This is a genomic window from Cellulomonas sp. plas2 (genome assembly GCF_057221735.1).
Map to the genome: position 1 here is coordinate 1,452,327 of NZ_CM170155.1, position 21,771 is coordinate 1,474,097.

Annotated in this window: 18 protein-coding genes; 14 read left to right on the forward strand and 4 right to left on the reverse strand. The window is 73.8% G+C overall.

From position 1 onward, the window contains the following. Window positions 1-295: 295 nt before the first annotated feature. The 7 genes from AC2TDM_RS06515 to AC2TDM_RS06545 all read left to right on the forward strand — a co-directional run bounded on the left by AC2TDM_RS06515 (window position 296) and on the right by AC2TDM_RS06545 (window position 8,963). Entirely contained in the window at window positions 296-2,254 is a 1,959-nt protein-coding gene (locus tag AC2TDM_RS06515) for an acetolactate synthase large subunit (protein WP_090032808.1), read from the forward strand. A gap of 13 nt (window positions 2,255-2,267) precedes the next feature. Next, entirely contained in the window at window positions 2,268-2,795 is a 528-nt protein-coding gene (gene ilvN, locus AC2TDM_RS06520) for an acetolactate synthase small subunit (RefSeq protein WP_090032810.1), read from the forward strand. A 58-nt stretch (window positions 2,796-2,853) separates the two neighbouring features. After that, the gene (gene ilvC, locus AC2TDM_RS06525; protein ID WP_090032812.1) at window positions 2,854-3,882 is read left to right on the forward strand and encodes a ketol-acid reductoisomerase; all 1,029 of its coding nucleotides are present in this window, start codon (window positions 2,854-2,856) and stop codon (window positions 3,880-3,882) included. Next, window positions 3,879-4,955, forward strand: a complete 1,077-nt coding sequence (locus AC2TDM_RS06530; protein WP_090032814.1) for a 3-isopropylmalate dehydrogenase — start codon at window positions 3,879-3,881, stop codon at window positions 4,953-4,955. The genes ilvC and AC2TDM_RS06530 overlap by 4 nt, the downstream gene beginning before the upstream one ends. 105 nt (window positions 4,956-5,060) lie before the next feature. Next, window positions 5,061-6,182, forward strand: a complete 1,122-nt coding sequence (locus AC2TDM_RS06535; RefSeq protein ID WP_090032815.1) for a branched-chain amino acid aminotransferase — start codon at window positions 5,061-5,063, stop codon at window positions 6,180-6,182. 34 nt (window positions 6,183-6,216) lie between these two features. Further along, window positions 6,217-7,824: a citramalate synthase gene (cimA, locus tag AC2TDM_RS06540; protein WP_484636185.1), complete on the forward strand. Its 1,608-nt coding sequence runs from the start codon at window positions 6,217-6,219 to the stop codon at window positions 7,822-7,824. A gap of 113 nt (window positions 7,825-7,937) precedes the next feature. Continuing rightward, window positions 7,938-8,963, forward strand: coding sequence for a lipoate--protein ligase family protein (locus AC2TDM_RS06545; RefSeq protein ID WP_484636401.1), 1,026 nt, complete (start codon window positions 7,938-7,940; stop codon window positions 8,961-8,963). Between the two features lie 86 nt (window positions 8,964-9,049). Here AC2TDM_RS06545 and AC2TDM_RS06550 read toward each other — a convergent pair whose 3' ends face one another. From AC2TDM_RS06550 to AC2TDM_RS06560, 3 genes are read right to left on the reverse strand one after another with little or no spacing between them, the layout of a single operon-like run. After that, window positions 9,050-9,805 carry a YggS family pyridoxal phosphate-dependent enzyme gene (locus AC2TDM_RS06550; RefSeq protein WP_484636186.1) on the reverse strand — a complete coding sequence of 252 codons (756 nt, stop codon included), beginning with the start codon at window positions 9,803-9,805 and terminating at the stop codon, window positions 9,050-9,052. Further along, complete coding sequence (gene ybaK / locus AC2TDM_RS06555) at window positions 9,802-10,347, reverse strand: Cys-tRNA(Pro) deacylase (RefSeq protein WP_090032820.1); 546 nt, start codon at window positions 10,345-10,347, stop codon at window positions 9,802-9,804. Before ybaK ends, AC2TDM_RS06550 begins: the two co-directional genes overlap by 4 nt. A gap of 52 nt (window positions 10,348-10,399) precedes the next feature. Further along, window positions 10,400-10,975, reverse strand: a complete 576-nt coding sequence (locus AC2TDM_RS06560) for a VIT1/CCC1 transporter family protein (protein WP_484636187.1) — start codon at window positions 10,973-10,975, stop codon at window positions 10,400-10,402. A 211-nt stretch (window positions 10,976-11,186) separates the two neighbouring features. On the opposite strand from AC2TDM_RS06560, the gene AC2TDM_RS06565 reads away from it, so the two are divergent. The 7 genes from AC2TDM_RS06565 (at window position 11,187) to AC2TDM_RS06595 (ending at window position 19,472) form a co-directional block, all read left to right on the forward strand. Continuing rightward, a complete protein-coding gene (locus tag AC2TDM_RS06565) occupies window positions 11,187-12,488 on the forward strand; it encodes an extracellular solute-binding protein (RefSeq protein WP_484636188.1) in 1,302 nt (433 codons plus the stop codon). A 9-nt stretch (window positions 12,489-12,497) separates the two neighbouring features. Then, on the forward strand, window positions 12,498-13,514 hold the full coding sequence (locus AC2TDM_RS06570) for a carbohydrate ABC transporter permease (RefSeq protein WP_090032824.1): 1,017 nt from the start codon (window positions 12,498-12,500) through the stop codon (window positions 13,512-13,514). Next, window positions 13,514-14,404: a carbohydrate ABC transporter permease gene (locus AC2TDM_RS06575; RefSeq protein ID WP_484636189.1), complete on the forward strand. Its 891-nt coding sequence runs from the start codon at window positions 13,514-13,516 to the stop codon at window positions 14,402-14,404. The genes AC2TDM_RS06570 and AC2TDM_RS06575 overlap by 1 nt, the downstream gene beginning before the upstream one ends. Before the next feature lie 199 nt (window positions 14,405-14,603). Further along, window positions 14,604-17,018, forward strand: coding sequence for a beta-xylosidase/alpha-l-arabinosidase (locus tag AC2TDM_RS06580; protein ID WP_484636402.1), 2,415 nt, complete (start codon window positions 14,604-14,606; stop codon window positions 17,016-17,018). Then, window positions 17,015-18,586: a glycoside hydrolase family 43 protein gene (locus AC2TDM_RS06585; RefSeq protein ID WP_090032826.1), complete on the forward strand. Its 1,572-nt coding sequence runs from the start codon at window positions 17,015-17,017 to the stop codon at window positions 18,584-18,586. The genes AC2TDM_RS06580 and AC2TDM_RS06585 overlap by 4 nt, the downstream gene beginning before the upstream one ends. Window positions 18,587-18,764: 178 nt before the next feature. Beyond that, window positions 18,765-19,058: a hypothetical protein gene (locus tag AC2TDM_RS06590; RefSeq protein WP_090032828.1), complete on the forward strand. Its 294-nt coding sequence runs from the start codon at window positions 18,765-18,767 to the stop codon at window positions 19,056-19,058. Between the two features lie 210 nt (window positions 19,059-19,268). After that, window positions 19,269-19,472, forward strand: coding sequence for a hypothetical protein (locus AC2TDM_RS06595; protein ID WP_484636190.1), 204 nt, complete (start codon window positions 19,269-19,271; stop codon window positions 19,470-19,472). 82 nt (window positions 19,473-19,554) lie between these two features. On the opposite strand, the gene AC2TDM_RS06600 is transcribed toward AC2TDM_RS06595, so the two are convergent. Then, a complete protein-coding gene (locus AC2TDM_RS06600; protein WP_484636191.1) occupies window positions 19,555-21,729 on the reverse strand; it encodes a DEAD/DEAH box helicase in 2,175 nt (724 codons plus the stop codon). Window positions 21,730-21,771 lie beyond the last annotated feature (42 nt).

Consider the following 21,771-nt stretch of genomic DNA (forward strand, 5'->3'; position numbering starts at 1 on the left):
AACCAGATGCTGAGACGAACTGGAGGAACGTGACACGGTCGCGGATCGAGGCGTACTGTCAGGGACGTGCAGACGATCGTCGTAGTACTCCCGCAGCGCGCAGGCTGAGTCCTCGCTCTCGGACCCGTCCGCGCGCTCACCCCTCGCCCGCCGTCCCGTGACGGCCGAGGGGTCTTTTCATGTCACGGGCAGCACGACGACGAGCACGACCAGCACCACCACCAGCACGACCACCGGCACCACCAGCACGACGACCACCCGAGCAGCACCCACCGCCCCACGCAGGGAGAGATCGATGTCGCAGGCTCCCCACCCGGCACCGCCACGGGGTCACGCCACCGCGCGGTCCACGACCACCGACACCCCGGCGCCCGTCACGGCGACGCCCGCCGGCGTCGCCGCGCGGCCCGCTCCCGTCCCGGCCGGTTCCACCATCGGCACGGCGACGGGCACGCCGACGAGCGTCGGTGCGCTCGCCCCGGGCGCCGGCACGACGACCGCCCCCGTCGCGTGCACCGGCGCGCAGTCGATCGTCCGGTCCCTCGAGGAGGCCGGGGTCGAGGTCGTCTTCGGCATCCCGGGCGGCGCGATCCTGCCGACGTACGACCCGCTGATGGACTCCACGCGCCTGCGTCACATCCTCGTGCGGCACGAGCAGGGCGGCGGGCACGCGGCCGCGGGGTACGCGTACGCGACGGGCAAGGTGGGCGTCACGATGGCGACCTCCGGCCCCGGGGCGACGAACCTCGTCACCGCCCTGGCCGACGCCAACATGGACTCCGTCCCGATGGTGGCCATCACCGGTCAGGTCGGCGCGGCCCTCATCGGCACGGACGCCTTCCAGGAGGCGGACACGCTCGGCATCACGATGCCGATCACCAAGCACAACTACCTCGTGACGCGCCCCGAGGACATCCCGCGCGTCATCGGCGAGGCGTTCCACATCGCCTCGACGGGCCGCCCCGGCCCGGTGCTCGTCGACATCGCGAAGTCCGCCATGCAGGCGCAGACGACGTTCTCCTGGCCGCAGGAGATGGAGCTGCCGGGCTACCACCCGGTGACGCGCCCGCACGCGAAGCAGGTGCGCGAGGCGGCACGGCTGCTGGCGACCTCGCGCCGGCCGGTGCTCTACGTGGGCGGCGGCGTGCTGCGCGCCGGCGCCAGCGCCCTGCTGCGGCGGCTCACCGACCTGTCGGGCGCCCCGGCCGTGACGACCCTCATGGCCCGCGGCGCGCTGCCGGACTCGCACCCGCAGCACCTCGGCATGCCCGGCATGCACGGCACGGTCGCCGCGGTGGCGGCGCTGCAGAAGGCTGACCTCGTCGTCGCCCTCGGCGCGCGGTTCGACGACCGCGTCACCGGGCAGCTGTCGAGCTTCGCGCCGAACGCCACGGTGGTGCACGCCGACATCGACCCGGCGGAGATCAGCAAGAACCGCTACGCGGACGTGCCGATCGTGGGGGACCTGGCCGAGGTGCTGGGCGACCTCGTGCCGGAGCTCGAGCGCCAGCACGCGCAGCACGGCCTGCCCGACCTCGAGGCCTGGTGGAAGCAGATCGACGACTGGCGCGAGACGTTCCCGCTGGGCTTCGACGAGCCGACCGACGGCCTCATGGCGCCGCAGCGGGTCATCCAGCGCATCGGCGAGCTGACGGGGCCGGAGGGGATCTTCGTCTCCGGCGTGGGGCAGCACCAGATGTGGGCGGCGCAGTTCATCCGCTACGAGCGGCCCGGGTCGTGGATCAACTCGGGCGGCCTGGGGACCATGGGCTTCTCCGTGCCGGCGGCCATGGGCGCGAAGGTCGGCGACCCCGACCGCGTCGTGTGGGCGATCGACGGCGACGGCTGCTTCCAGATGACCAACCAGGAGCTGGCCACCTGCACGATCAACGACATCCCCATCAAGGTGGCGGTGGTCAACAACTCCTCCCTCGGCATGGTCCGGCAGTGGCAGACCCTGTTCTACGAGTCGCGCTACTCCAACACCGACCTGCACACCGGCCACGGCACCCGCCGCATCCCCGACTTCGTCAAGATGGCCGACGCCTACGGCGCGGTGGGGCTGCGCTGCGAGTCGGACGCCGACCTGGACGCCACCATCAAGCGCGCCCTGGAGATCGACGACGTCCCCGTCGTCCTCGACCTCACGGTGTCGCGCGACTCCATGGTGTGGCCGATGGTCGCCGCCGGCGTGAGCAACGACGCCATCCAGTACGCCCGCGGCATCAGCCCGGCGTGGGACCGCGAGGACTGAGAGGAACCGCGACATGAGCACGCGCCACACCCTGTCGGTGCTCGTCGAGAACAAGCCCGGCGTCCTGACCCGCGTCGCCGGCCTGTTCGCCCGACGGGCGTTCAACATCCACTCCCTGGCCGTGGGCCCGACGGAGCACGACGACATCTCACGCATCACCGTCGTCGTCGACGTCGACGAGCTCCCGCTGGAGCAGGTGACGAAGCAGCTCAACAAGCTCATCAACGTCATCAAGATCGTCGAGCTCGAGGACGACGCCTCGGTCCAGCGCGAGCTGCTGCTCGTCAAGGTCCGGGCCGACCTCTCCCAGCGACGGCACGTCCTGGAGGTCGTCGAGCTGTTCCGCGCCCACGTCGTCGACGTGGTGCCGGACTCCGTCGTCATCGAGGCCACCGGCAGCCCCAGCAAGATCACCGCGCTGCTGGCGGCCCTCGAGCCGTTCGGCGTCCGGGAGATCGTGCAGTCCGGCATCGTGGCGATCGGCCGCGGGCCGCGCTCGATCACCGACCGGGCGCTGGAGCGCGTGACGCGCTCCGCCTGACACCCTCACCACCGCACCGCAGACCCGCACCACCGACGCACCGACGAGGAGTTCCACCGTGGCAGAGCTGTTCTACGACGACGACGCCGACCTGTCGATCATCCAGAGCAAGAAGGTCGCCGTCATCGGCTACGGCAGCCAGGGGCACGCGCACGCGCTGAACCTGCGCGACTCCGGCGTCGACGTCACGGTCGGCCTGCGCGAGGGGTCGGCGTCCCGCGAGAAGGCGGAGAACGAGGGCCTCGCGGTCGCCACGGTGGCCCAGGCCGTCGCGGGCGCCGACGTCGTCGTGATCCTCGCGCCGGACCAGGTGCAGCGGATCGTCTACCGCGAGGAGATCGAGCCGAACCTCAAGCCCGGCGCCGCGCTCGTCTTCGGCCACGGGTTCAACATCCGCTTCGGGTACATCACGCCGGCCGCCGAGCACGACGTGCTCATGGTCGCCCCCAAGGGCCCCGGCCACCTCGTGCGCCGCGAGTTCGCGGACGGCCGTGGCGTGCCCGTCATCGTCGCCGTCGAGCAGGACGCGTCCGGCTCGGCCTGGGACCTCGCGCTGTCCTACGCCAAGGGCATCGGCGGCCTGCGCGCGGCCGGCATCAAGACGACGTTCACCGAGGAGACGGAGACCGACCTCTTCGGCGAGCAGGCCGTGCTCTGCGGCGGCGTCTCGCAGCTCATCCAGTACGGCTTCGAGACGCTGACGGAGGCCGGCTACCAGCCCGAGGTCGCCTACTTCGAGGTGCTGCACGAGCTCAAGCTCATCGTCGACCTCATCTTCGAGGGCGGCATCACCAAGCAGCGCTGGTCCGTCTCCGACACGGCGGAGTACGGCGACTACGTCTCCGGCCCGCGGGTCATCACCCCGCAGGTGAAGGAGAACATGCAGGCCGTCCTCGCGGACATCCAGAACGGCGCCTTCGCGAAGCGGTTCATCGAGGACCAGGACGCCGGCGCGCCGGAGTTCACGGCCCTGCGCGCCAAGGGCCAGGACCACCCGATCGAGCCCGTCGGCCGCGACCTGCGCAAGCTCTTCGCCTGGGTCAAGCCGTCCGACTCGGACTACGTCGAGGGCTCCGCGGCGCGATGAGCGCGCAGACGGACGGTCCGGCGACCGGCGGCACCGTCGACCTGGCGGTGATCGCCGGCGACGGGATCGGCACGGAGGTCGTCGAGCAGGGCCTGCTGGTGCTCGAGGCGGCGCTCGGCGCCGACGGCGACGGCACGCGGCTGACGACGACGGACTTCGACCTCGGGGCGCGCCGCTGGCACGCGACGGGGGAGACGCTCACCGACGACGACCTCGCGGCGATCCGCACGCACGACGCGATCCTGCTCGGCGCGGTCGGCGACCCCGGGGTGCCGTCGGGCGTGCTCGAGCGCGGGCTGCTCCTGCGCCTGCGGTTCGAGCTCGACCACTACGTCAACCTGCGTCCCGGGAAGCTGTTCCCCGGCGTGCGCGGGCCGCTGGCGGACCCGGGCGAGGTCGACTTCGTCGTCGTGCGCGAGGGCACGGAGGGTCCGTACGTCGGCAACGGCGGTGCCATCCGCATCGGCACCCCCCACGAGGTCGCCAACGAGGTGTCCGTGAACACGGCCTTCGGCGTCGAGCGGGTGGTCCGGGACGCCTTCGCGCGGGCCGCCGCCCGTCCCCGCAAGAAGCTGACGCTCGTGCACAAGCACAACGTGCTCGTGCACGCGGGGCACCTGTGGCGCCGGACGGTCGAGGCCGTCAACGCGGACTTCCCGGACGTCACCGTGGACTACGCGCACGTCGACGCCGCGACGATCTACCTCGTGCAGGACCCGTCGCGGTTCGACGTGATCGTGACCGACAACCTGTTCGGCGACATCGTCACCGACCTCGCCGCGGCCGTCTGCGGCGGGATCGGCCTCGCGGCATCGGGGAACATCAACCCCGACCGCACGGCCCCGTCCATGTTCGAGCCCGTGCACGGCTCGGCCCCGGACATCGCCGGCCAGGGCAAGGCCGACCCGACCGCCACCGTGCTGTCGGTCGCCATGCTGCTGGAGCACCTCGGCCGGACCGCCGCCGCCGCCCGCGTGGAGGCCGCCGTCGCCGCGGACCTCGCCGAGCGCGGCACCGCGGCGCGGTCGACGTCCGAGGTCGGCAAGGACCTGGCCGCGCGCGTCGCCGGCTGAGCCCCCGCCGGTGGTGCGCCCGCGCACCGGGCGCACCACCGGCCAGCACGGACCACCAGCACCACCCGTCCCACCGGTCGTGACCGGTCCCGCGAAAGGCCGCCCATGAGCACCCTCGCCGACACCACCGCCGCGACGCCGACCGGCGGGGGCTTCGTCGTCCACGCCAACCCGGCTCCCGTGCCCGACGAGGCGCGCGAGGCCGAGCTCGTCGCCCCGCGGTTCGGGACGGTCTTCACCGACCACATGGCGCGCGTCTCCTGGGACGAGGCGCGCGGCTGGCACGACCGGCGCGTGGAGGCCTACGGGCCGCTGCAGATGGACCCGGCCTCGGCGGTGCTGCACTACGCGCAGGAGATCTTCGAGGGGCTCAAGGCGTACCGGCACGCGGACGGGTCGGTGTGGAGCTTCCGGCCGCAGGCCAACGCCGCCCGCCTGGCGCGGTCCGCGGCGCGGCTCGCGCTGCCCGTGCTGCCGGAGGAGGACTTCCTCGCCTCCATCGAGGCGCTGGTCCGGCAGGACCTGGCGTGGGTGCCGTCGGGGGAGGAGACGAGCCTGTACCTGCGCCCCTTCATGTACGCCTCGGAGGCGTTCCTCGGCGTCAGGGCGTCCCGGCAGGTCGAGTACCTCGTCATCGCCTCGCCCGTCGGGCCCTACTTCGCGCAGGGCGTGCACCCCGTCGCGATCTGGGTGTCCGACGACTACCGCCGCGCGGCCCCCGGCGGCACGGGGGCGGCCAAGTGCGGCGGCAACTACGCGGCGAGCCTGCTGCCGCAGCAGGAGGCCTCCGCCCGCGGCTTCGACCAGGTCTGCTACCTCGACGCGACGACGGGCACCACGCTGGAGGAGCTCGGCGGCATGAACGTCGTCGTCGTGCACGCGGACGGCACCGTGCGCACGCCAGCGCTCAACGGCTCCATCCTCGAGGGCGTCACCCGCTCGTCGATCCTGCGGCTGCTGGCCGACGCCGGGCACGCGGTCGAGGAGGCGCCGGTGCTGCTGGCCGATCTCGTCGCCGGGCTGGCCGACGGGTCCGTCACCGAGGTGTTCGCGTGCGGGACGGCCGCGGTCGTCACGCCGATCGGCCGCCTGGCCGGCGCCGGGTTCGACCACGTCGTGGGTGACGGCACCGCCGGTGCCGTCACCATGCGCATCCGCGAGCAGCTCACCGACATCCAGTACGGTCGCGCCGCCGACCCGCACGGCTGGATGCACCGGCTCGCCTGAGCTCCCGACCCCCTCGCCCGCGAAGGACCCGACCGTGACCGCGTCACCCGCCTTCCACGTCTACGACACCACCCTGCGCGACGGCGCCCAGCAGGAGGGCATCAATCTCTCGGTCGCGGACAAGCTCGCGCTGGCCCCCCTGCTCGACGAGCTCGGGGTCGGGTTCATCGAGGGCGGCTGGCCGGGTGCGGTGCCCAAGGACACGGAGTTCTTCCGGCGCGCGCGCAAGGAGCTCGACCTCGAGCACGCCGAGCTCGCCGCCTTCGGGGCCACGCGCAAGCCCGGTACCACGGCGGCCGAGGACCCGCAGGTCCGGGCCCTGCTCGACGCCGAGACGCCCGTGGTGACCCTCGTCGCCAAGAGCGACATCCGGCACGTGGAGCGCGCGCTGCGCACGACGGGCCCGGAGAACCTCGCGATGATCACCGACACGGTCGCGCTCCTCGTCCGCGAGGGGCGGCGGGTGTTCGTCGACGCGGAGCACTTCTTCGACGGGCACCGGTTCGACGCGGCCTACGCGCTCGAGGCGGTCCGGGCCGCCGCGGCGGCCGGCGCCGAGGTCGTCGCGCTCTGCGACACGAACGGCGGGATGCTGCCGCCGTGGGTGGCGGCGGCGGTCGAGCAGGTGCACGACGAGCTCGGCGGCGCCGCGCTCGTCGGCATGCACGCCCACAACGACTCCGGGTGCGCGGTCGCCAACACCCTCGCGGCCGTCGAGGCCGGCGCGACGCACGTGCAGGGCTGCGTCAACGGCTACGGCGAGCGGACGGGCAACGCCGACCTCCTGTCCGTCGTCGCCAACCTCGAGCTCAAGCAGGGCCGCCGCGTCCTGGCGGAGCGCGCCGGCGGCCTGCCCGAGATGACCCGCATCGCGCACGCCATCAGCGAGCTGACGAACATCTCTCCCTTCGCGCGGCAGCCGTACGTCGGCACGAGCGCCTTCGCGCACAAGGCCGGCCTGCACGCGTCCGCCATCCGCGTCGACCCCGACCTGTACCAGCACATGGACCCGCGGGGCGTCGGCAACGACATGCGGATGCTCGTCTCGGACATGGCCGGCCGCGCCTCCGTAGAGCTCAAGGGCCGGGAGCTGGGCTTCGACCTGTCCGAGCGCCCCGACGTGCTGACGGCCGTCACCCGCCGCGTGAAGGACGCCGAGGCCAACGGCTACACCTTCGAGGCCGCCGACGCCTCCTTCGAGCTGCTGCTCGTCGAGGAGGTCGAGGGCCGGCGGCCGCGGTACTTCACCGTGGAGTCGTGGCGCACGATCGTCGAGCGCGCGGGCGGGCGCGGCACGCCGGCCACGGCCGAGGCCACGGTCAAGCTGCGCGCCGGCGGGGAGCGCATCGTCACGGTGGGGGAGGGCAACGGCCCCGTCAACGCGCTGGACCACGCGCTGCGTCAGGCGCTGGGGCGCGTCTACCCGGAGCTGACCGCCTTCGAGCTCATCGACTTCAAGGTCCGCATCCTCGACTCCATGCACGGCACGGACGCGGTCACGCGCGTCCTCATCGAGACGTCGGACGGCGAGACGAGCTGGAGCACCGTCGGCGTCGGCCCCAACCTCATCGAGGCGTCGTGGGAGGCGCTCACCGAGTCGGCCATCTGGGGCCTGCGGCACCACGGCGTCGAGCCGCGCTGACCCCTGCTGCCTACAGTGGCGGGGTGAGCACGCCGCAGCCCCTCGACCACCTCGACGGCGAGCACCACGGCGACCTCAAGGTGCCGGGGGGCAAGCTCGTCGCGGTGGACCTCATGGTCGCGGACGGCACGATCACGCGCGCCGCCGTGAGCGGGGACTTCTTCCTGGAGCCCGACGAGGCGCTCGACGTGCTGTCGGCGGCGCTCGTCGGGCAGCGGGCCGACGCGGGCGTCGCCGCGCTGACGGCGGCCGTCACGGACGCGCTGCGGCAGGCGGAGGCCACCGGGGCCGTGCCGGCGCCCGTGGCGATGGTCGGCTTCGACGCCCGCGCGGTGGCGATGGCGGTGCGCCGGGCGCTCGGCTGGTCGACGGGCTGGGACGACCACGCCTTCGAGCTGCTGCACCCGGGCGTCCTGCCGCCGGCGCTGCACACCGCGCTGGACCAGGTGCTCACGGAGGAGCTCGCGCAGGGCCGGCGGGGGCCGACGCTGCGGTTCTGGGAGTGGGAGGACCCCGCCGTCATCATCGGCTCGTTCCAGTCCGTGCGGAACGAGGTGGACCTGGCGGCGGCGGAGCGCTTCGGCGTGGAGCTCGTCCGGCGGATCTCGGGCGGCGGCGCGATGTTCATGGAGGCGGGCAACTGCATCACGTTCTCGCTGGTGGTGCCGTCCTCGCTGGTGGACGGGATGACCTACGAGGAGTCGTACGCCTTCCTCAACCAGTGGGTGCTGGGGGCGCTGGCCGACGTGGGCGTGCGGGCGACGACGACGGGCCTCAACGACATCTCCTCGCCCGCGGGCAAGCTCGCCGGGTCGGCGCAGAAGCGCATGGTCGGCGGCGCCGTGCTGCACCACGTGACGATGTCCTACGACATCGACGCCGCCAAGATGCTGCAGGTGCTGCGCATCGGCCGCGAGAAGCTCTCGGACAAGGGCACGACGAGCGCCGTGCGCCGCGTGGACCCCGTGCGCTCGCAGACGCAGATGCCGCGGGTGGAGGTCATCGAGGCGTTCAAGGCCCACTTCCGCGAGCGGTACCGGACGGTCGACGGCGCCCTGCGGCGCGAGGAGCTCGACCGCGCCGAGGAGCTGCGCCGCACGAAGTTCACCGACCCGTCGTGGACCTACCGCGTGCCGTGAGCTGTGCCTGCCCTGGTGGCGCGCGGCCCTGGTCGGCGTGGGCGCGGGTCGCGCGATGCGACCCGGCCGGAGCGCGGACGGCCGGCTCAGGCGGGGGCAGCGGGCCGGGCGCCGAACACCGCCGTGCCGAGGCGCACGAGCGTGGCGCCCTCCGCCACGGCCGCCTCGAGGTCGCCGCTCATCCCCATCGACAGCTCCCCGGCGTCGGCGGTGCCCGGGGCGCCGCCCGCGAGCACCTCGTCGCGCACGTCGCGCAGCGCCGCGAAGCCCGCCCGCACGACGCCCTCGTCGGGGCTGCGGGCCCCGATCGTCATGAACCCGCGCAGCCGCAGCCGGTCCAGCGCCGCGACCCGCACCGCGAGGTCCGCCGCGCCCGCGGGCGGCACGCCGCTCTTCGTCGCCTCACCGGAGACGTTGACCTGGACGAGCACCTCGAGCGTCCGGTCGACGGCCTCGCAGCGCCGCTGCAGCCGCTCCGCGAGGGCGAGGTCGTCGACGGACTGCACGCACGCCGCCCAGCGCAGCGCGGCGTTGACCTTGTTGGACTGGAGCGGCCCGATGACGTGCCAGCCGGGTGCGAGGTCGGCGAGCTCCGGCGCCTTCGCGACGAGCTCCTGGACGCGGTTCTCCCCGAGGAGGACGGGGAGCTCGCCGGCGGGCCGGTCCGTCCCGTCCCGGTCGGCGACGAGGGCCGCCCGCACCACGGCGGCCTCCATCGTCTTCGTCGCCAGGAGCAGGCGCACCGACCCCGGCGGGCGCCCGGCCGACGCCTCGGCGGCCCGCAGCCGGCGGCGCGCCGCGGCGAGCCGCGCGGCCACCTCGGCCACACCGTCGTCGCTCACGGGCGACCCGGCCGCGCGATGTCGGCCACGCGCGCACCGGTCAGCGCGACGAGGTCCGCCGGCGGCAGGCTGACGTCCAGCCCGCGCCGGCCGCCGGAGACGTAGACCTCGTCGTACAGCCACACGGTCTCGTCGAGCACCGTGGGGAGGGCCCGCCGCTGCGCGAGCGGCGAGATGCCGCCGACGACGTACCCCGTGGCGCGCTCGGCGGCCGCCGGGTCGGCCAGGACGGCCCGCCGCCCGCCGGCGGCGTGCGCGAGCGCCTTGAGGTCGAGCTGGCCGCTGACGGGGACGACGGCGACCCACAGGTCGCCGTCGACCGTCGCGACCAGGGTCTTGAAGACCTGCTCGGGCTCGACGCCGAGGACGGCCGCGGCCTCGAGCCCGTAGCCGACCGTGCTGCCCGGGTCGTGCGCGTAGGGGTGGACGCGGTGCGGGACGCCGTGCTCGGCGAGGAGGCGGGTCGCCGGGGTGCCGCCCGTACCGGTGCCGGTTCCGGCGCCGGTGCCGGTGCCCGTTCTCGTGGCAGCCCTCCTCGTCACGGGGCCAGGGTAGGGCCGCCGCCGGCGCGCGTCCGGGCCGTCCGGCGCGTCCTCAGAGGGCCGAGCCGACCAGGGTCCCGACGCCGTACGTGACCGCCATCGCGACGCCGCCGCCGAGCACGTTGCGCAGCACGGCACGGACCACCGGCGCGCCGCCGAAGCGGGCGCTGAGCACGCCGGTGAGGACGAGCGCGGCGACGACGGCGACGACCGTGACCGGCAGGCGGAGCGCACCCGCGGGGGCGACGAGCACCGCGAGCAGGGGGACGAGCCCGCCGACGGTGAACGCGGCGCACGACGCCAGCGCCGCCTGCCAGGGGTTGACGTGCTCCTCGTCGTCCGGCGTGCGGTCGGCGCGCGTGGCGCCGGCCGCGGCCGCCGCCCGCTCCGCGTCGCGCTGGCTGCTGACGGAGACGTACTCGCCGGCGGCCATCGACAGGGCGCCGCCGACGAGCACCGCGACCCCCGCCACGACCAGGACGTGGGCGGCCGGGGCGGCCCCGGCGACGCCGAGCACGGCGGCCGCGACGGACACGACGCCGTCGTTCGCCCCGAGCACGGCCGCGCGCAGGCGGTTGAGGTCGGCGGCGGTGCGGACGGGCGTCCGGGCCGGTGCGAGGAGGGCCATGCGGCCGACGCTAGGCGTCCGCGCGACGTCTGTCACCGCAGGCGAGGCTGCCCTGAGCAGGCACGACGCAGGGCAGCCTCACCTGTGCGGGTGACGTCTCGCCATCGTGACGACACCGTTATCGAAAACGTTTGACATCACTCGCCTGTGCTTGCGAGAGTCCTCCCCGACAGGCAACTGCCACCCGTCGACGACGACAAGGGACTCCACGATGATGAGGAAGAACAGGGGCGCGGCGCTGGCCGTCGCGCTCGGCGCGAGCGTGACCCTCCTGGCTGCCGGCTGCTCGGGCGGTTCCGGCGGCGGCTCGGGCAGCGAGGACGGCTCGAGCGAGATGACGTTCTGGCACAACTCCACCACCGGTGAGGGCAAGGCGTACTGGGAGAGCACGGTCGCCGCGTTCGAGGAGGCCAACCCGGGCACGACCATCACGATCCAGGCCATCCAGAACGAGGACATGGACGGCAAGCTGCAGACGGCCCTGAACTCGGGCGACGCGCCGGACATCTTCATGGCCCGTGGCGGCGGCAAGCTCGCCGACGTGGTCGAGGCCGGGCAGGCGCAGGACCTCACGGACCTAATCACGGACGAGACGAAGGCCGCCCTCGGTGAGGCCTCGTTCGCGGCCTTCACGCTCGAGGACAAGATCTACGGCATGCCGATGTCGATCCTCCCGGGCGGCATCTACTACAGCAAGGACCTCTTCGCGGAGGCCGGCATCGAGGGCACGCCCACGACGATGGCCGAGCTCGAGGACGCCGTCGCCAAGCTGAAGGCCGCCGGCATCCAGCCGATCGCCCTCGGCGCCAAGGACGCCTGGCCCGCCGCGCACTGGTACTACTTCTTCGCGCTGCGCGCGTGCTCGCAGGAGACCCTGGAGAGCGCCGCGGCCGAGCGGTCCTTCGACGACCCGTGCTGGGAGAAGGCCGGTGAGGACCTCGCGTCCTTCGCCGAGACCGAGCCCTTCAACAACGGCTTCCTCACGACCTCGGCCCAGCAGGGTGCGGGTTCGTCCGCCGGCCTGCTCGCCAACCACGAGGCCGCGATGGAGCTCATGGGTGCGTGGAACCCGGGCGTCATCGCCTCGCTGACGCCGGACCAGCAGCCGCTGGCCGACCTCGGCTGGTTCCCCTTCCCGGCCGTCGAGGGCGGTGACGGCGAGCCCGGCGCGATGATGGGCGGCGCCGACGGCCTCTCCTGCTCCGCCGAGGCCCCGCCGGCCTGCGCCGACTTCCTCAACTTCGCGGTGCAGAAGGAGTACCAGGAGGGCTACGCGGAGGCGTTCCAGACGCTGCCCGCCAGCCAGGAGGCGCAGGGCGTCGTCGACACCCCCGCCCTGCAGGACATCCTCGCCACCTACAACGAGGCGCCCTACATCTCCCTCTGGCTCGACACGCTGTACGGCCAGAACGTCGGCAACGCGCTCAACACCGGCGTGGTCAACCTGCTCGCCGGCCAGTCCGACGCCGCCGGCGTCGTGGCGGCCGTGAACGACGCCGCGGCCAAGGAGTAGTCCCTCACCATGGTCGACGCCTCGCGCGAGGGCTCCCTCGCGGTGACGCCCCCGCCCGAGCGCGGCACGGCGGTCGGGGACGGTGCCCGCACGGCACCGTCCCCGGCCCGCCGGCGCGGCCAGGCGGACTGGCGCAAGCGCCTCGAGATCGGGGTCCTCGCCGGACCCGCGATCCTCATGTTCGTCACGTTCGTGCTGTTCCCGGTCCTGCTGGCCGCGTACTACGGCTTCTTCCGCTGGAAGGGCTTCGGGCCGCCCACGGACTTCGCCGGGCTGGACAACTACCTGACGATCTTCCGCGACAGCACGTTCATCGACGCGCTGCAGCACAACGCCGTCATCGTGGTCCTGTCGCTGGTCCTGCAGGGGCCGGCGGCGGTGCTCCTGGCGCTGCTGCTCAACCAGAAGATGCGCGGCCGCTCCCTCGTGCGCGTCCTCATCTTCGTGCCCTACGTGGTCTCCGAGGTCATCGTCGGGACGGGCTGGGGCCTCATGCTCCAGACGAACGGCGCGGTCAACGACCTGCTGGTCAAGGCCGGCTTCCCGGAGTGGACGGTCGACTGGCTGTCCGACCCGAAGGTCGCCATCTGGTCGCTCATGCTCATCATCACGTGGAAGTACATCGGCTTCGCCGTCATCCTCTTCCTCGCCGGGCTGCAGTCCATCCCGGAGGAGCTGTTCGAGGCGGCGGCCATCGACGGCGCGACCTACTGGCAGACGCAGCGGCGCATCACGCTCCCGCTGCTCGGCCCGACGATCCGCATCTGGGCGTTCCTGTCGATGATCGGCGCGCTGCAGCTGTTCGACCTCGTCTACATCATCTGGGGCCAGTACGTCGCCTCCACCGCCGGCACGTCGACCATGGCCACGTACATGGTCGCCAACGGGCGCAACGCGGGGAACTACGGCTTCGGCAACGCCGTCGCCGTGGTGCTGTTCCTCATCTCCCTGGTCCTCGCCCTGACCTACCAGCGGTTCGTGCTGCGACGCGACACCGAGGGCGCCCTCACGGAAGGCAAGAAGTGATGGCGACGCTCACCGCGCCCCCCCTCAGCCCCACGTCCGCGAGCCCCACGCGCTCGGGTCGGCGTCGACCCAGCCTGAGCCGTGCGAGCTGGGTGACCTACGTGGTCGCCTTCGCGCTCGTCGGGATCTGCATCGGGCCCGTCCTCTACATCATCATCGGCGGGTTCCGCACGAACGCCGAGATCACCACGGACCCGTCGGGCTTCCCGACGACGTGGCAGCTCGGCAACTACTCCTCGGTGCTGGAGAGCTCCATCTTCTGGCGCCAGGTGTCCAACTCGGTGATCTGCGGCGTGGCCACCACGGTCGGCGTCGTGGTCCTGGGCGTGGCGGCGAGCTTCGTCCTGGCCCGGTACAGCTTCTTCGGCCGGGGCGCCATGTACTCGCTGTTCGCCGCGGGTCTGATGTTCCCCATGACGGTGGCCATCACGCCGCTGTACATCCTCATCCGGGGCCTGGGACTGCAGAACACCCTCGGCGGGATCATCCTCCCGCAGATCGCGTTCGCGCTGCCCACGACGGTCATCATCCTGGTGCCGTTCCTGCGGGCGATCCCGAAGGAGCTGGAGGAGGCCGCGGCCATCGACGGCTCGAGCCGGCTCGGCTTCTTCTTCCGGATGGTCATCCCGCTGTCGATCCCGGGCGTTGTCACCGTCGGCATCCTGGCGTTCATCGCGAGCTGGAACAGCTACATGCTCCCGCTCTTCATCCTCAACGACGAGACGTCCTACACGCTGCCCCTCGGGGTGCAGGCCTTCGCGTCGCAGTACTCGGTCGACACCGCCCGCGTGCTGGCCTTCACCTCCCTGTCGATGATCCCGGCCCTCGTCTTCTTCTCGCTGTTCGAGCGGCGGATCGTCGGCGGCCTCACCGGGGCCGTCAAGGGCTGACCCGCAGCGGGCGGCGGCGCCCCGCGCCGCCGTCACCGGCCGCGCCGATCCGCGCGCGTCGCCGCCCGCTGCCGCGGCACACCTGCCGCCCACCCACCTGCACCTGCCCGCTAGGAGCCCTGCCGTGCCCGACCGTGCCGTCGACCCAGCCGTCGAGACTGCCGTCGACCGAGCGACCACCCCCGCCGGTGTCCCGGCGATGCCCGAGGTGTCGGAGCGCGTCCGCGCCCTGCACGCCCGGATGACGCTCGAGGAGAAGCTCGCGCAGATCGTCGGGTACTGGCTGGACCAGGGCGGGAACGTCGTCGCCCCCATGCAGGGGGAGATGGCCGCCGCCTCGGAGGGCGTCTCCCTGGCCGACATCACGGCGCACGGGCTGGGCCACTACACCCGCGTCTACGGCACCCGTCCCGTCGACGCCGTCGAGCGTGCGGCGTGGCTCTGGGCCGAGCAGCGCCGGCTCAAGCGCGAGACGCGCCTCGGCATCCCCGCACTGGTGCACGAGGAGGTCCTCACGGGCCTCGCGGCGTGGCGGGCGGCGACCTTCCCGACGCCGCTGGCGTGGGGCGCGTCCTTCGACCCGGACCTCGTCGCCGAGGTCGGGGCCGCGATCGGGGGCTCCATGCGCGAGCTGGGCATCCACCAGGGTCTCGCGCCCGTGCTGGACGTCGTGCGCGACCCGCGCTGGGGCCGCGTCGACGAGTGCATCGGGGAGGACCCGTACCTCGTCGGGACCGTCGGCACCGCCTTCGTGCGCGGTCTGCAGGGCGCCGGCGTGCACGCCACCCTCAAGCACTTCCTCGGCTACTCCGGCTCGCGGGCCGGGCGCAACCACGCGCCCGTGTCGGCGGGCATGCGCGAGGTGCTCGACGTCTTCCTGCCGCCCTTCGAGATGGCGGTCGTGGACGGCGGTGTCCGGTCCGTCATGAACTCCTACGCCGAGATCGACGGCGTGCCCGTCGCCTCCTCGCCGGAGCTGCTGACCGGGGTGCTGCGCGAGCGGCTCGGCTTCACGGGCGTCGTCGTCGCGGACTACTTCGCGGTGGCGTTCCTCGAGGTCATGCACCGCGTGGCCGCCGGGCGTGGCGACGCGGCGGCGCAGGCCCTCGTCGCCGGCATCGACGTGGAGCTGCCGGGTGGCGACGCGTACCTCGAGCCGCTGGCGGAGAAGGTCCGCACCGGCGAGCTCGACGAGGCCTACGTCGACCGTGCGGTGCTGCGCGCCCTCGCGCAGAAGGAGGAGCTCGGCCTCCTCGACCCGAACGCCTTCGAGGACGAGCCGCCGACGGTGGTCGACCTCGACACGCCGCACCACCAGGACCTCGCGCGCCGCCTCGCCACGGAGTCGGTGGTGCTGCTGGCGAACGACGGCGTGCTGCCGCTGGACCGCTGGACGGTCGCGCCGCGTCGGGTGGCGGTCGTCGGCCCCAACGCCGACCGCGCCGAGGCGCTGCAGGGCTGCTACTCCTTCGCCAACCACGTGCTGGCCCACCACCCCGACCACGAGCTCGGCTTCGCGATCCCCACGGTCCGCGAGGCGCTCGAGCAGGTCCTGGGCGAGGTGTCCGCCAGCACGGGCGCGGCGCCGGTCGAGCTCCTGGTCGCCGAGGGCTGCACGGTCGAGGGCGACGACACCTCCGGCTTCGCCGACGCGGTGGCCGCCGCGGCCGCCGCCGACGTGGCGGTCGTCGTCGTCGGCGACCAGGCCGGGCTCTTCGGCCGCGGCACGGTGGGCGAGGGCAACGACGTGGACAGCCTGGAGCTGCCGGGCGTGCAGCGGGCGCTCGTCGAGGCCGTCGTCGGCTCGGGCACCCCGGTCGTCATGGTGCTGCTCACGGGACGGCCCTACGCCATCGGCTGGGCGCTCGAGGGCGAGGGCCCCCGCCCCGCCGCGGTGCTGCAGGCCTTCTTCCCGGGCGAGGGCGGCGGCCTGGCCGTCGCGGACCTCGTGATCGGGCGGGCCAACCCCTCCGGGCGCCTGCCGGTGTCGCTCCCGCGGTCCGGGGGAGCGCAGCCCTACTCGTACCTGCACCCGGTGCTGGGCGGGCCGTCGGACGTGACGTCCACCGACCCCACCCCGCTGCGGCCGTTCGGCTTCGGCCTGGCCTACACGACGTTCGCCTACGACGGGCTCGTCGTCGACGAGCAGGCCGGTACGGACGGGGCCTTCGACGCGGCGGTGACCGTGACGAACACCGGCGAGGTCGACGGCGTCGACGTCGTGCAGCTGTACGGCCACGACGTCGTCGCCAGCGTGACGCGGCCGGTGGTGCAGCTCCTCGGGTACGCACGGGTGGCGCTGGCGGCGGGGGAGTCGCGCCGCGTGACGTTCCGCGTGCCGGCCACGCGCCTGGCCTTCTCCGACCGGCGCCTGGTCAAGGTCGTCGAGCCGGGTGACGTCGAGGTCTGGGTCGGCTCGCACGCCGGCGCCACGACCCCTGCGGCGGACGTGCGGGACATGACCGGCGGGGCGATCAGCAACGAGAAGCAGGCCGAGAAGCGGGAGATCCCGGGTACGGCCACGGCCCGTGCCCTCGTCCGCCTGACCGGCGCGGTGCACGAGGTGACCACCTCCGACGAGCGGCTGGTCCGCGCGACGGTGACCTCCGCGTGACCCTCGTCGCCAACCCGCTGCTGCCCGGGACGTACCCCGACCCGAGCATCTGCCGGGTGGGGGAGGACTACTACCTCGTCACCTCGACGTTCGAGTACGTCCCAGGCCTGCCGGTGCTGCACAGCCGCGACCTCGCGCACTGGACGCAGGTCGGGCACGTCGTCGACCGGGAGGGGATGCTCGACTACGAGGGCCTCGCCTCCTCGGGCGGTCTCTACGCGCCGACGATCCGGCACCACGACGGGCTGTTCTGGGTCGTGTGCACCCTCGTCGACCAGACGGACCCGACGCGCGGCGGCAACTTCATCGTCACGGCGTCGGACCCGGCCGGTCCCTGGTCGGACCCCTTCTGGCTGGCGACGGCCGGCATCGACCCGTCCCTCGTCGTCGACGAGGACGGGCGGATGTGGGTGCACGGCACGCGCCTCGTCGCCGAGCCGGAGTGGCCGCAGCAGACGGAGGTCTGGCTGCGCGAGCTCGACCGGTCCTCCATGCGGCTCGTCGGGCCGGAGCACGTGCTGTGGACGGGGGCCGTGCGCGGTGCGGTCTGGGCGGAGGGGCCGCACCTGTTCGCCAAGGACGGCCGCTGGTACCTGCTGGCCGCGGAGGGCGGGACGGAGTTCCACCACGCGGTGTGCGTGGCGCGGGCCGACCACGTCACGGGACCGTACGAGGGCTATGCCGGCAACCCCGTGCTCACGCACCGGCACCTGGGCCACGGCGGCGACGTCGTCGGGGTGGGGCACGCGGATCTCGTGGAGGCGGTCGACGGCTCCTGGTGGGCCGTCCTGCTCGGCATGCGGCCCTACGGCGGGTACCACCACAACCTCGGCCGCGAGACCTTCCTCGTGCCGGTGACGTGGGAGGACGGCTGGCCGGTCTTCGCGCCGGGCCTCGGGCGGGTGCCGCACGAGGTCGAGGTGCCGTTCGCCGAGCCGACCGCGCCGGCGGGCGTCCCGCAGGTCGTGCCCGGCGGCCCGGTGCTGCCGGGCGACCCCCGGTGGACGGCGTTGCGCGCGCCGGTGACGTCGGTGGCGACGGCCGACGGGGACGGCTGGCTGCTGCCGGTGCGTCCTTCGACGCTGGCCGACGCGACGACCCCGGCGTTCCTCGGCGTCCGTCAGCAGCACGTGGACGTCGACGTGCGCGCGGTCCTTGACCTCGGCGGTCTGGCGGCGGGGGAGAGCGCCGGCCTCGTCGTGCGGCAGTCGGAGCGCGACCACGTGACGCTGATGGCCACACCGGGGGGCGACGCGTTCGTCGTCCGGGCCGTGCACCGGCGCGGCGGCGTGGAGACGGTGCTCGGTGAGACCGTCGTACGGCCGGTGGACGGCGGGTTGACGCTGGGCCTCCGTGTGCGGGGCCAGGAGTACGGCCTCGTCGTGGAGGAGGCGGGCGACGACGTCGTCGTCGCGGTGGCGGACGGCACGACGCTGGACAGCGTCGCCACGGGCGGCTTCGTCGGTCTGTGGCTGGGCGTCGTCGCGACGAGCGCCGGGCGCCCGACCGACTCGACCGTCAGGGTGGAGCGCTTCGCGTACGACCCGCTGCAGCCCCTCGACCGCTGATCGACGGCCCGTCGGACGCTCCTCGAACGGGCGTCCCGACGGTGCCGTGGAGCGCTATGGCGCCTGGCTCGCCTGTCGGGCGCCCGGGGCACACGCTGCCCGGCGCGACGCGCTGAGCCTGCTGCGGCGATCCCTTCCCTCATCACCACGACGTGGGCCACTGCTACGGTCCGTCGTCGTGCTGGAGTTCCTCGAGTCGCACCGGGTGCTCGCAGGTGCCGTCGGCTGCATCGTGGCGCTGGCGGTCGCCGTCGTGTTCCTCCTCGTCGTGCCCGAGGAGGCGGCAGGAAGCACGGGAGCCAGGTATCTGGTCCTCCGGTACGGGCACTCGCTCTGCTGGCTCCTCCTTGCTGCCTGCAGCGCGCTCCACGCGCTGAGGGCTCCGTCCGGTCTGGTCGAGGCGACCGGGCTCCTGGCACTCGCGAGCTACGTCTCGTTCGTCGCCGTCCTGCTCTCGGCGCGGGGGCGGTGACGCTCAGGCAGGACGGAAGCGCCGACCCGGAGCCGGCGGCGACCCGTCTTGCGGTGTCAGGGACCGCACTCCACGACGGCGAGCCGGCGGTTCCCACCCACCGTCGGCCCGCTTCCTCGACATCTGGTTCGGGTGGCGCGGCCCCGCCCGGGCGCTGACGATGATCCCGATCTGGTCCGCGCTGGTCCAGGCAGGGCAGGAGGGTGACCGATGAGTGACGCACCGCAGGGCGGGGCCGCCGGAGCGACCGAGGAGGGTGGCTACGGCTACCCGACCCTCGAGCAGGAGGTGGCTCCCGAGGTCCTCGAGGACGGCGCCGGGACCGGCGGCTCCGGTACCGCGGCCGGCGGCGGCGACGGGGCGACGGACGACGAGCAGGCGGACGACGCGGCAGCGGACGCACCCGCCGAGTGACAGCCGGGGCCGGTCCTCGACCGAGGACCGGCCCCGGGCTCCGTCCAGGTCGTCGGGGCCCGGTCCGCGGCCGGTGTCGGCGTCAGACGACGCCCTCGGTTGCGAGGGCGTCCGTGAGCTGGCGCACGAGGGCCTCCAGCTGCACCGACGTGGCCGCGTCGTCGTCGAGGTCCTCCGCGCCGTCCAGCGCCCGCGCGGCCAGGTGGCTCTTGCTGTCGATGAGCCCCGCGATGGTCTGGTCGATGGTGTGGGCGGCGACGACCCGCCAGGCGGTGACGGGCTCGGTCTGGCCGATGCGGTGCACTCGGTCGATGGCCTGCGTCTGCTCCGCGTCGGTCCAGGACAGCTCGGCGAGGACGAGGTTCGACGCGACCTGCAGGTTCAGGCCGACGCCGGCCGCGGTGAGGGAGCACACCACGACGGCGACGTCCGGGTCCTCGACGAACGCGGCGACGTTGCGCTCGCGCACCTTCGTCGTCTGGTCGCCGCGGATGGAGGCGTAGCGGATGCCGCGGTCGGCGAAGGTCTGCTCGGCCGCGTCCATGACGTCCACGTGCTTGGCGAAGAAGACGACCTTGCCGACGTTGCGCGCGAGCTGGGCGGCGTAGTCCGCCGCGAGCCCGGCCTTCGCCTGGCCGATCCGCCGCACGAGCGAGAACACGTTCTCGCCGCCCGTCTCGCCGCTCGACTCGCGCAGCTCGGCGGCCGCGACGCGCCGGACGAGCTCGCGGTCGAGGTCGTGCCCGTGGGAGGCGGCCGCGGCCGCGCCGACGCGCATCTCCAGGGCCGCGCGGTAGCGCTGCACCAGGCTACGGGCCAGCGCCGCCTCGGCGGCACGGATCGAGCGGCCGGCCGCGCCGTCGAGCTCGACCGGCAGGTCCGCCACCCGGCGGGCGGGGATGTCCTCGACGACGTCCACCTTGCGGCGGCGCACGATGCCCATGTCGATGACGCTCGACCGCGCCGCGGCGGCGAAGCCCGGGTCGGCGGGCGTCAGCCCGGTCTCCTCGAGCGCGGTCAGCAGGGCGCCGCGCGGCATCGTCTCGTCGATCCAGCCGAGGAACTGCCAGATGGCCCGGAAGTCCTCGATGTCGTTGATGAGCGGCGTCCCGGTGAGCGCCATGAGCAGCGGGCGGCCCTGGCGCTCGCGGATGCGGTCGGCCAGCGCCAGGACGTGCCGCGAGCGCTGGGACCCCGTGTTCTTGATGAAGTGCGCCTCGTCGACGACCATCCCGCGGAACCCGTGCTCGCCGAGCCAGCCGACGTGGCGGTCGAGGAGCTCGTAGTTGACGACGACGACGTCGGCGAACCCGTCGATGTCCTCCCCGTCGCCGTGCACCACGGTGGACCGGCGCTGCGGCGTCCAGAGCCCCACCTCGTGCGCCCAGTTCGTCTTGACGACGTTCGGCGCGACGACGAGCAGCGGGTAGGCGTCGGCGGCGCGCGCTGCCAGCAGGGCCTGGGCCGTCTTGCCGAGACCCGGCTCGTCGGCCAGGAGGAAGGTGCGGTGGCCGCGCGCCGCGGCCGCGACGAGCTGGGCCTGGTGGGGCATGAGCTCGCGGCCCGGGGGTGTGGGCACGGGCCGGGCGTCGGGCAGCGGCATGCAGGCCGGCGCCCCGGCACCCGCCTGCTCGAAGGAGCGGAACAGCGGCTCGAGCAGCTCCCACCCGGCCAGCCGGCGCGGACGGGGGAGGACCCGCTCGGCGGCGGCCTCGAAGTCGGGGGCCAGGAAGGGGTTGGCGAGGCGCCGCGCGACGACGGACCGCGGCACGACGGTCCGGGGCGCCGCAGCCGGCTCCGCGTCCGGCGCCGGGGCCACGGGTGCGGCCGGCTCGGGCTCCTCCGGGGGCTCCTGCCCGCCGGCGCGCAGCACGGTCCGGGTGTACGCCCGCGCCGCCTCCGACACGGGGGCGTCCTCGGCCAGCAGCGCCAGCAGCGAGGTGTCCCGCGCAGCGGTGGTGGCCAGGGACGTCGCGACGGCGTCGAGCTGCTTCAGCTGCGCCGCGCGGCGGGAGCCCGAGGGCCCCTCGTCGGACAGGAGGCGAGCGCGCTCCTGGCGCACGAGCAGGGCGACGACCTGGAACTGCGTGCGCACGCCCGCACGGACCGGCGGGCGCTGCACCGCGCGGTCGACGTCACGCGCGATCCCGGACAGCACCGGGATGAGCCCGCGCTCGGCAGGACGCACCGGACGGCGGCGCTGGGCGCCGTTCTCCGTGCGTGCGCCGCCCGACCGCTGTCGGCCTGGTCGTGCCACATCTCCTCCTTCTGCGGGCGCGCGCCACGGCACGGCCCACGC

Coding starts and splice junctions, on each gene's coding strand:
- AC2TDM_RS06515 (WP_090032808.1), top strand. CDS start 296: ATGTCGCAGGCTCCCCACCCGGCACCGCCACGGGGTCACGCCACCGCG.
- ilvN (WP_090032810.1), top strand. CDS start 2,268: ATGAGCACGCGCCACACCCTGTCGGTGCTCGTCGAGAACAAGCCCGGC.
- AC2TDM_RS06530 (WP_090032814.1), top strand. CDS start 3,879: ATGAGCGCGCAGACGGACGGTCCGGCGACCGGCGGCACCGTCGACCTG.
- AC2TDM_RS06535 (WP_090032815.1), top strand. CDS start 5,061: ATGAGCACCCTCGCCGACACCACCGCCGCGACGCCGACCGGCGGGGGC.
- AC2TDM_RS06545 (WP_484636401.1), top strand. CDS start 7,938: ATGGTCGCGGACGGCACGATCACGCGCGCCGCCGTGAGCGGGGACTTC.
- AC2TDM_RS06560 (WP_484636187.1), bottom strand. CDS start 10,975: ATGGCCCTCCTCGCACCGGCCCGGACGCCCGTCCGCACCGCCGCCGAC.
- AC2TDM_RS06565 (WP_484636188.1), top strand. CDS start 11,187: ATGATGAGGAAGAACAGGGGCGCGGCGCTGGCCGTCGCGCTCGGCGCG.
- AC2TDM_RS06570 (WP_090032824.1), top strand. CDS start 12,498: ATGGTCGACGCCTCGCGCGAGGGCTCCCTCGCGGTGACGCCCCCGCCC.
- AC2TDM_RS06575 (WP_484636189.1), top strand. CDS start 13,514: ATGGCGACGCTCACCGCGCCCCCCCTCAGCCCCACGTCCGCGAGCCCC.
- AC2TDM_RS06580 (WP_484636402.1), top strand. CDS start 14,604: ATGCCCGAGGTGTCGGAGCGCGTCCGCGCCCTGCACGCCCGGATGACG.
- AC2TDM_RS06595 (WP_484636190.1), top strand. CDS start 19,269: ATGAGTGACGCACCGCAGGGCGGGGCCGCCGGAGCGACCGAGGAGGGT.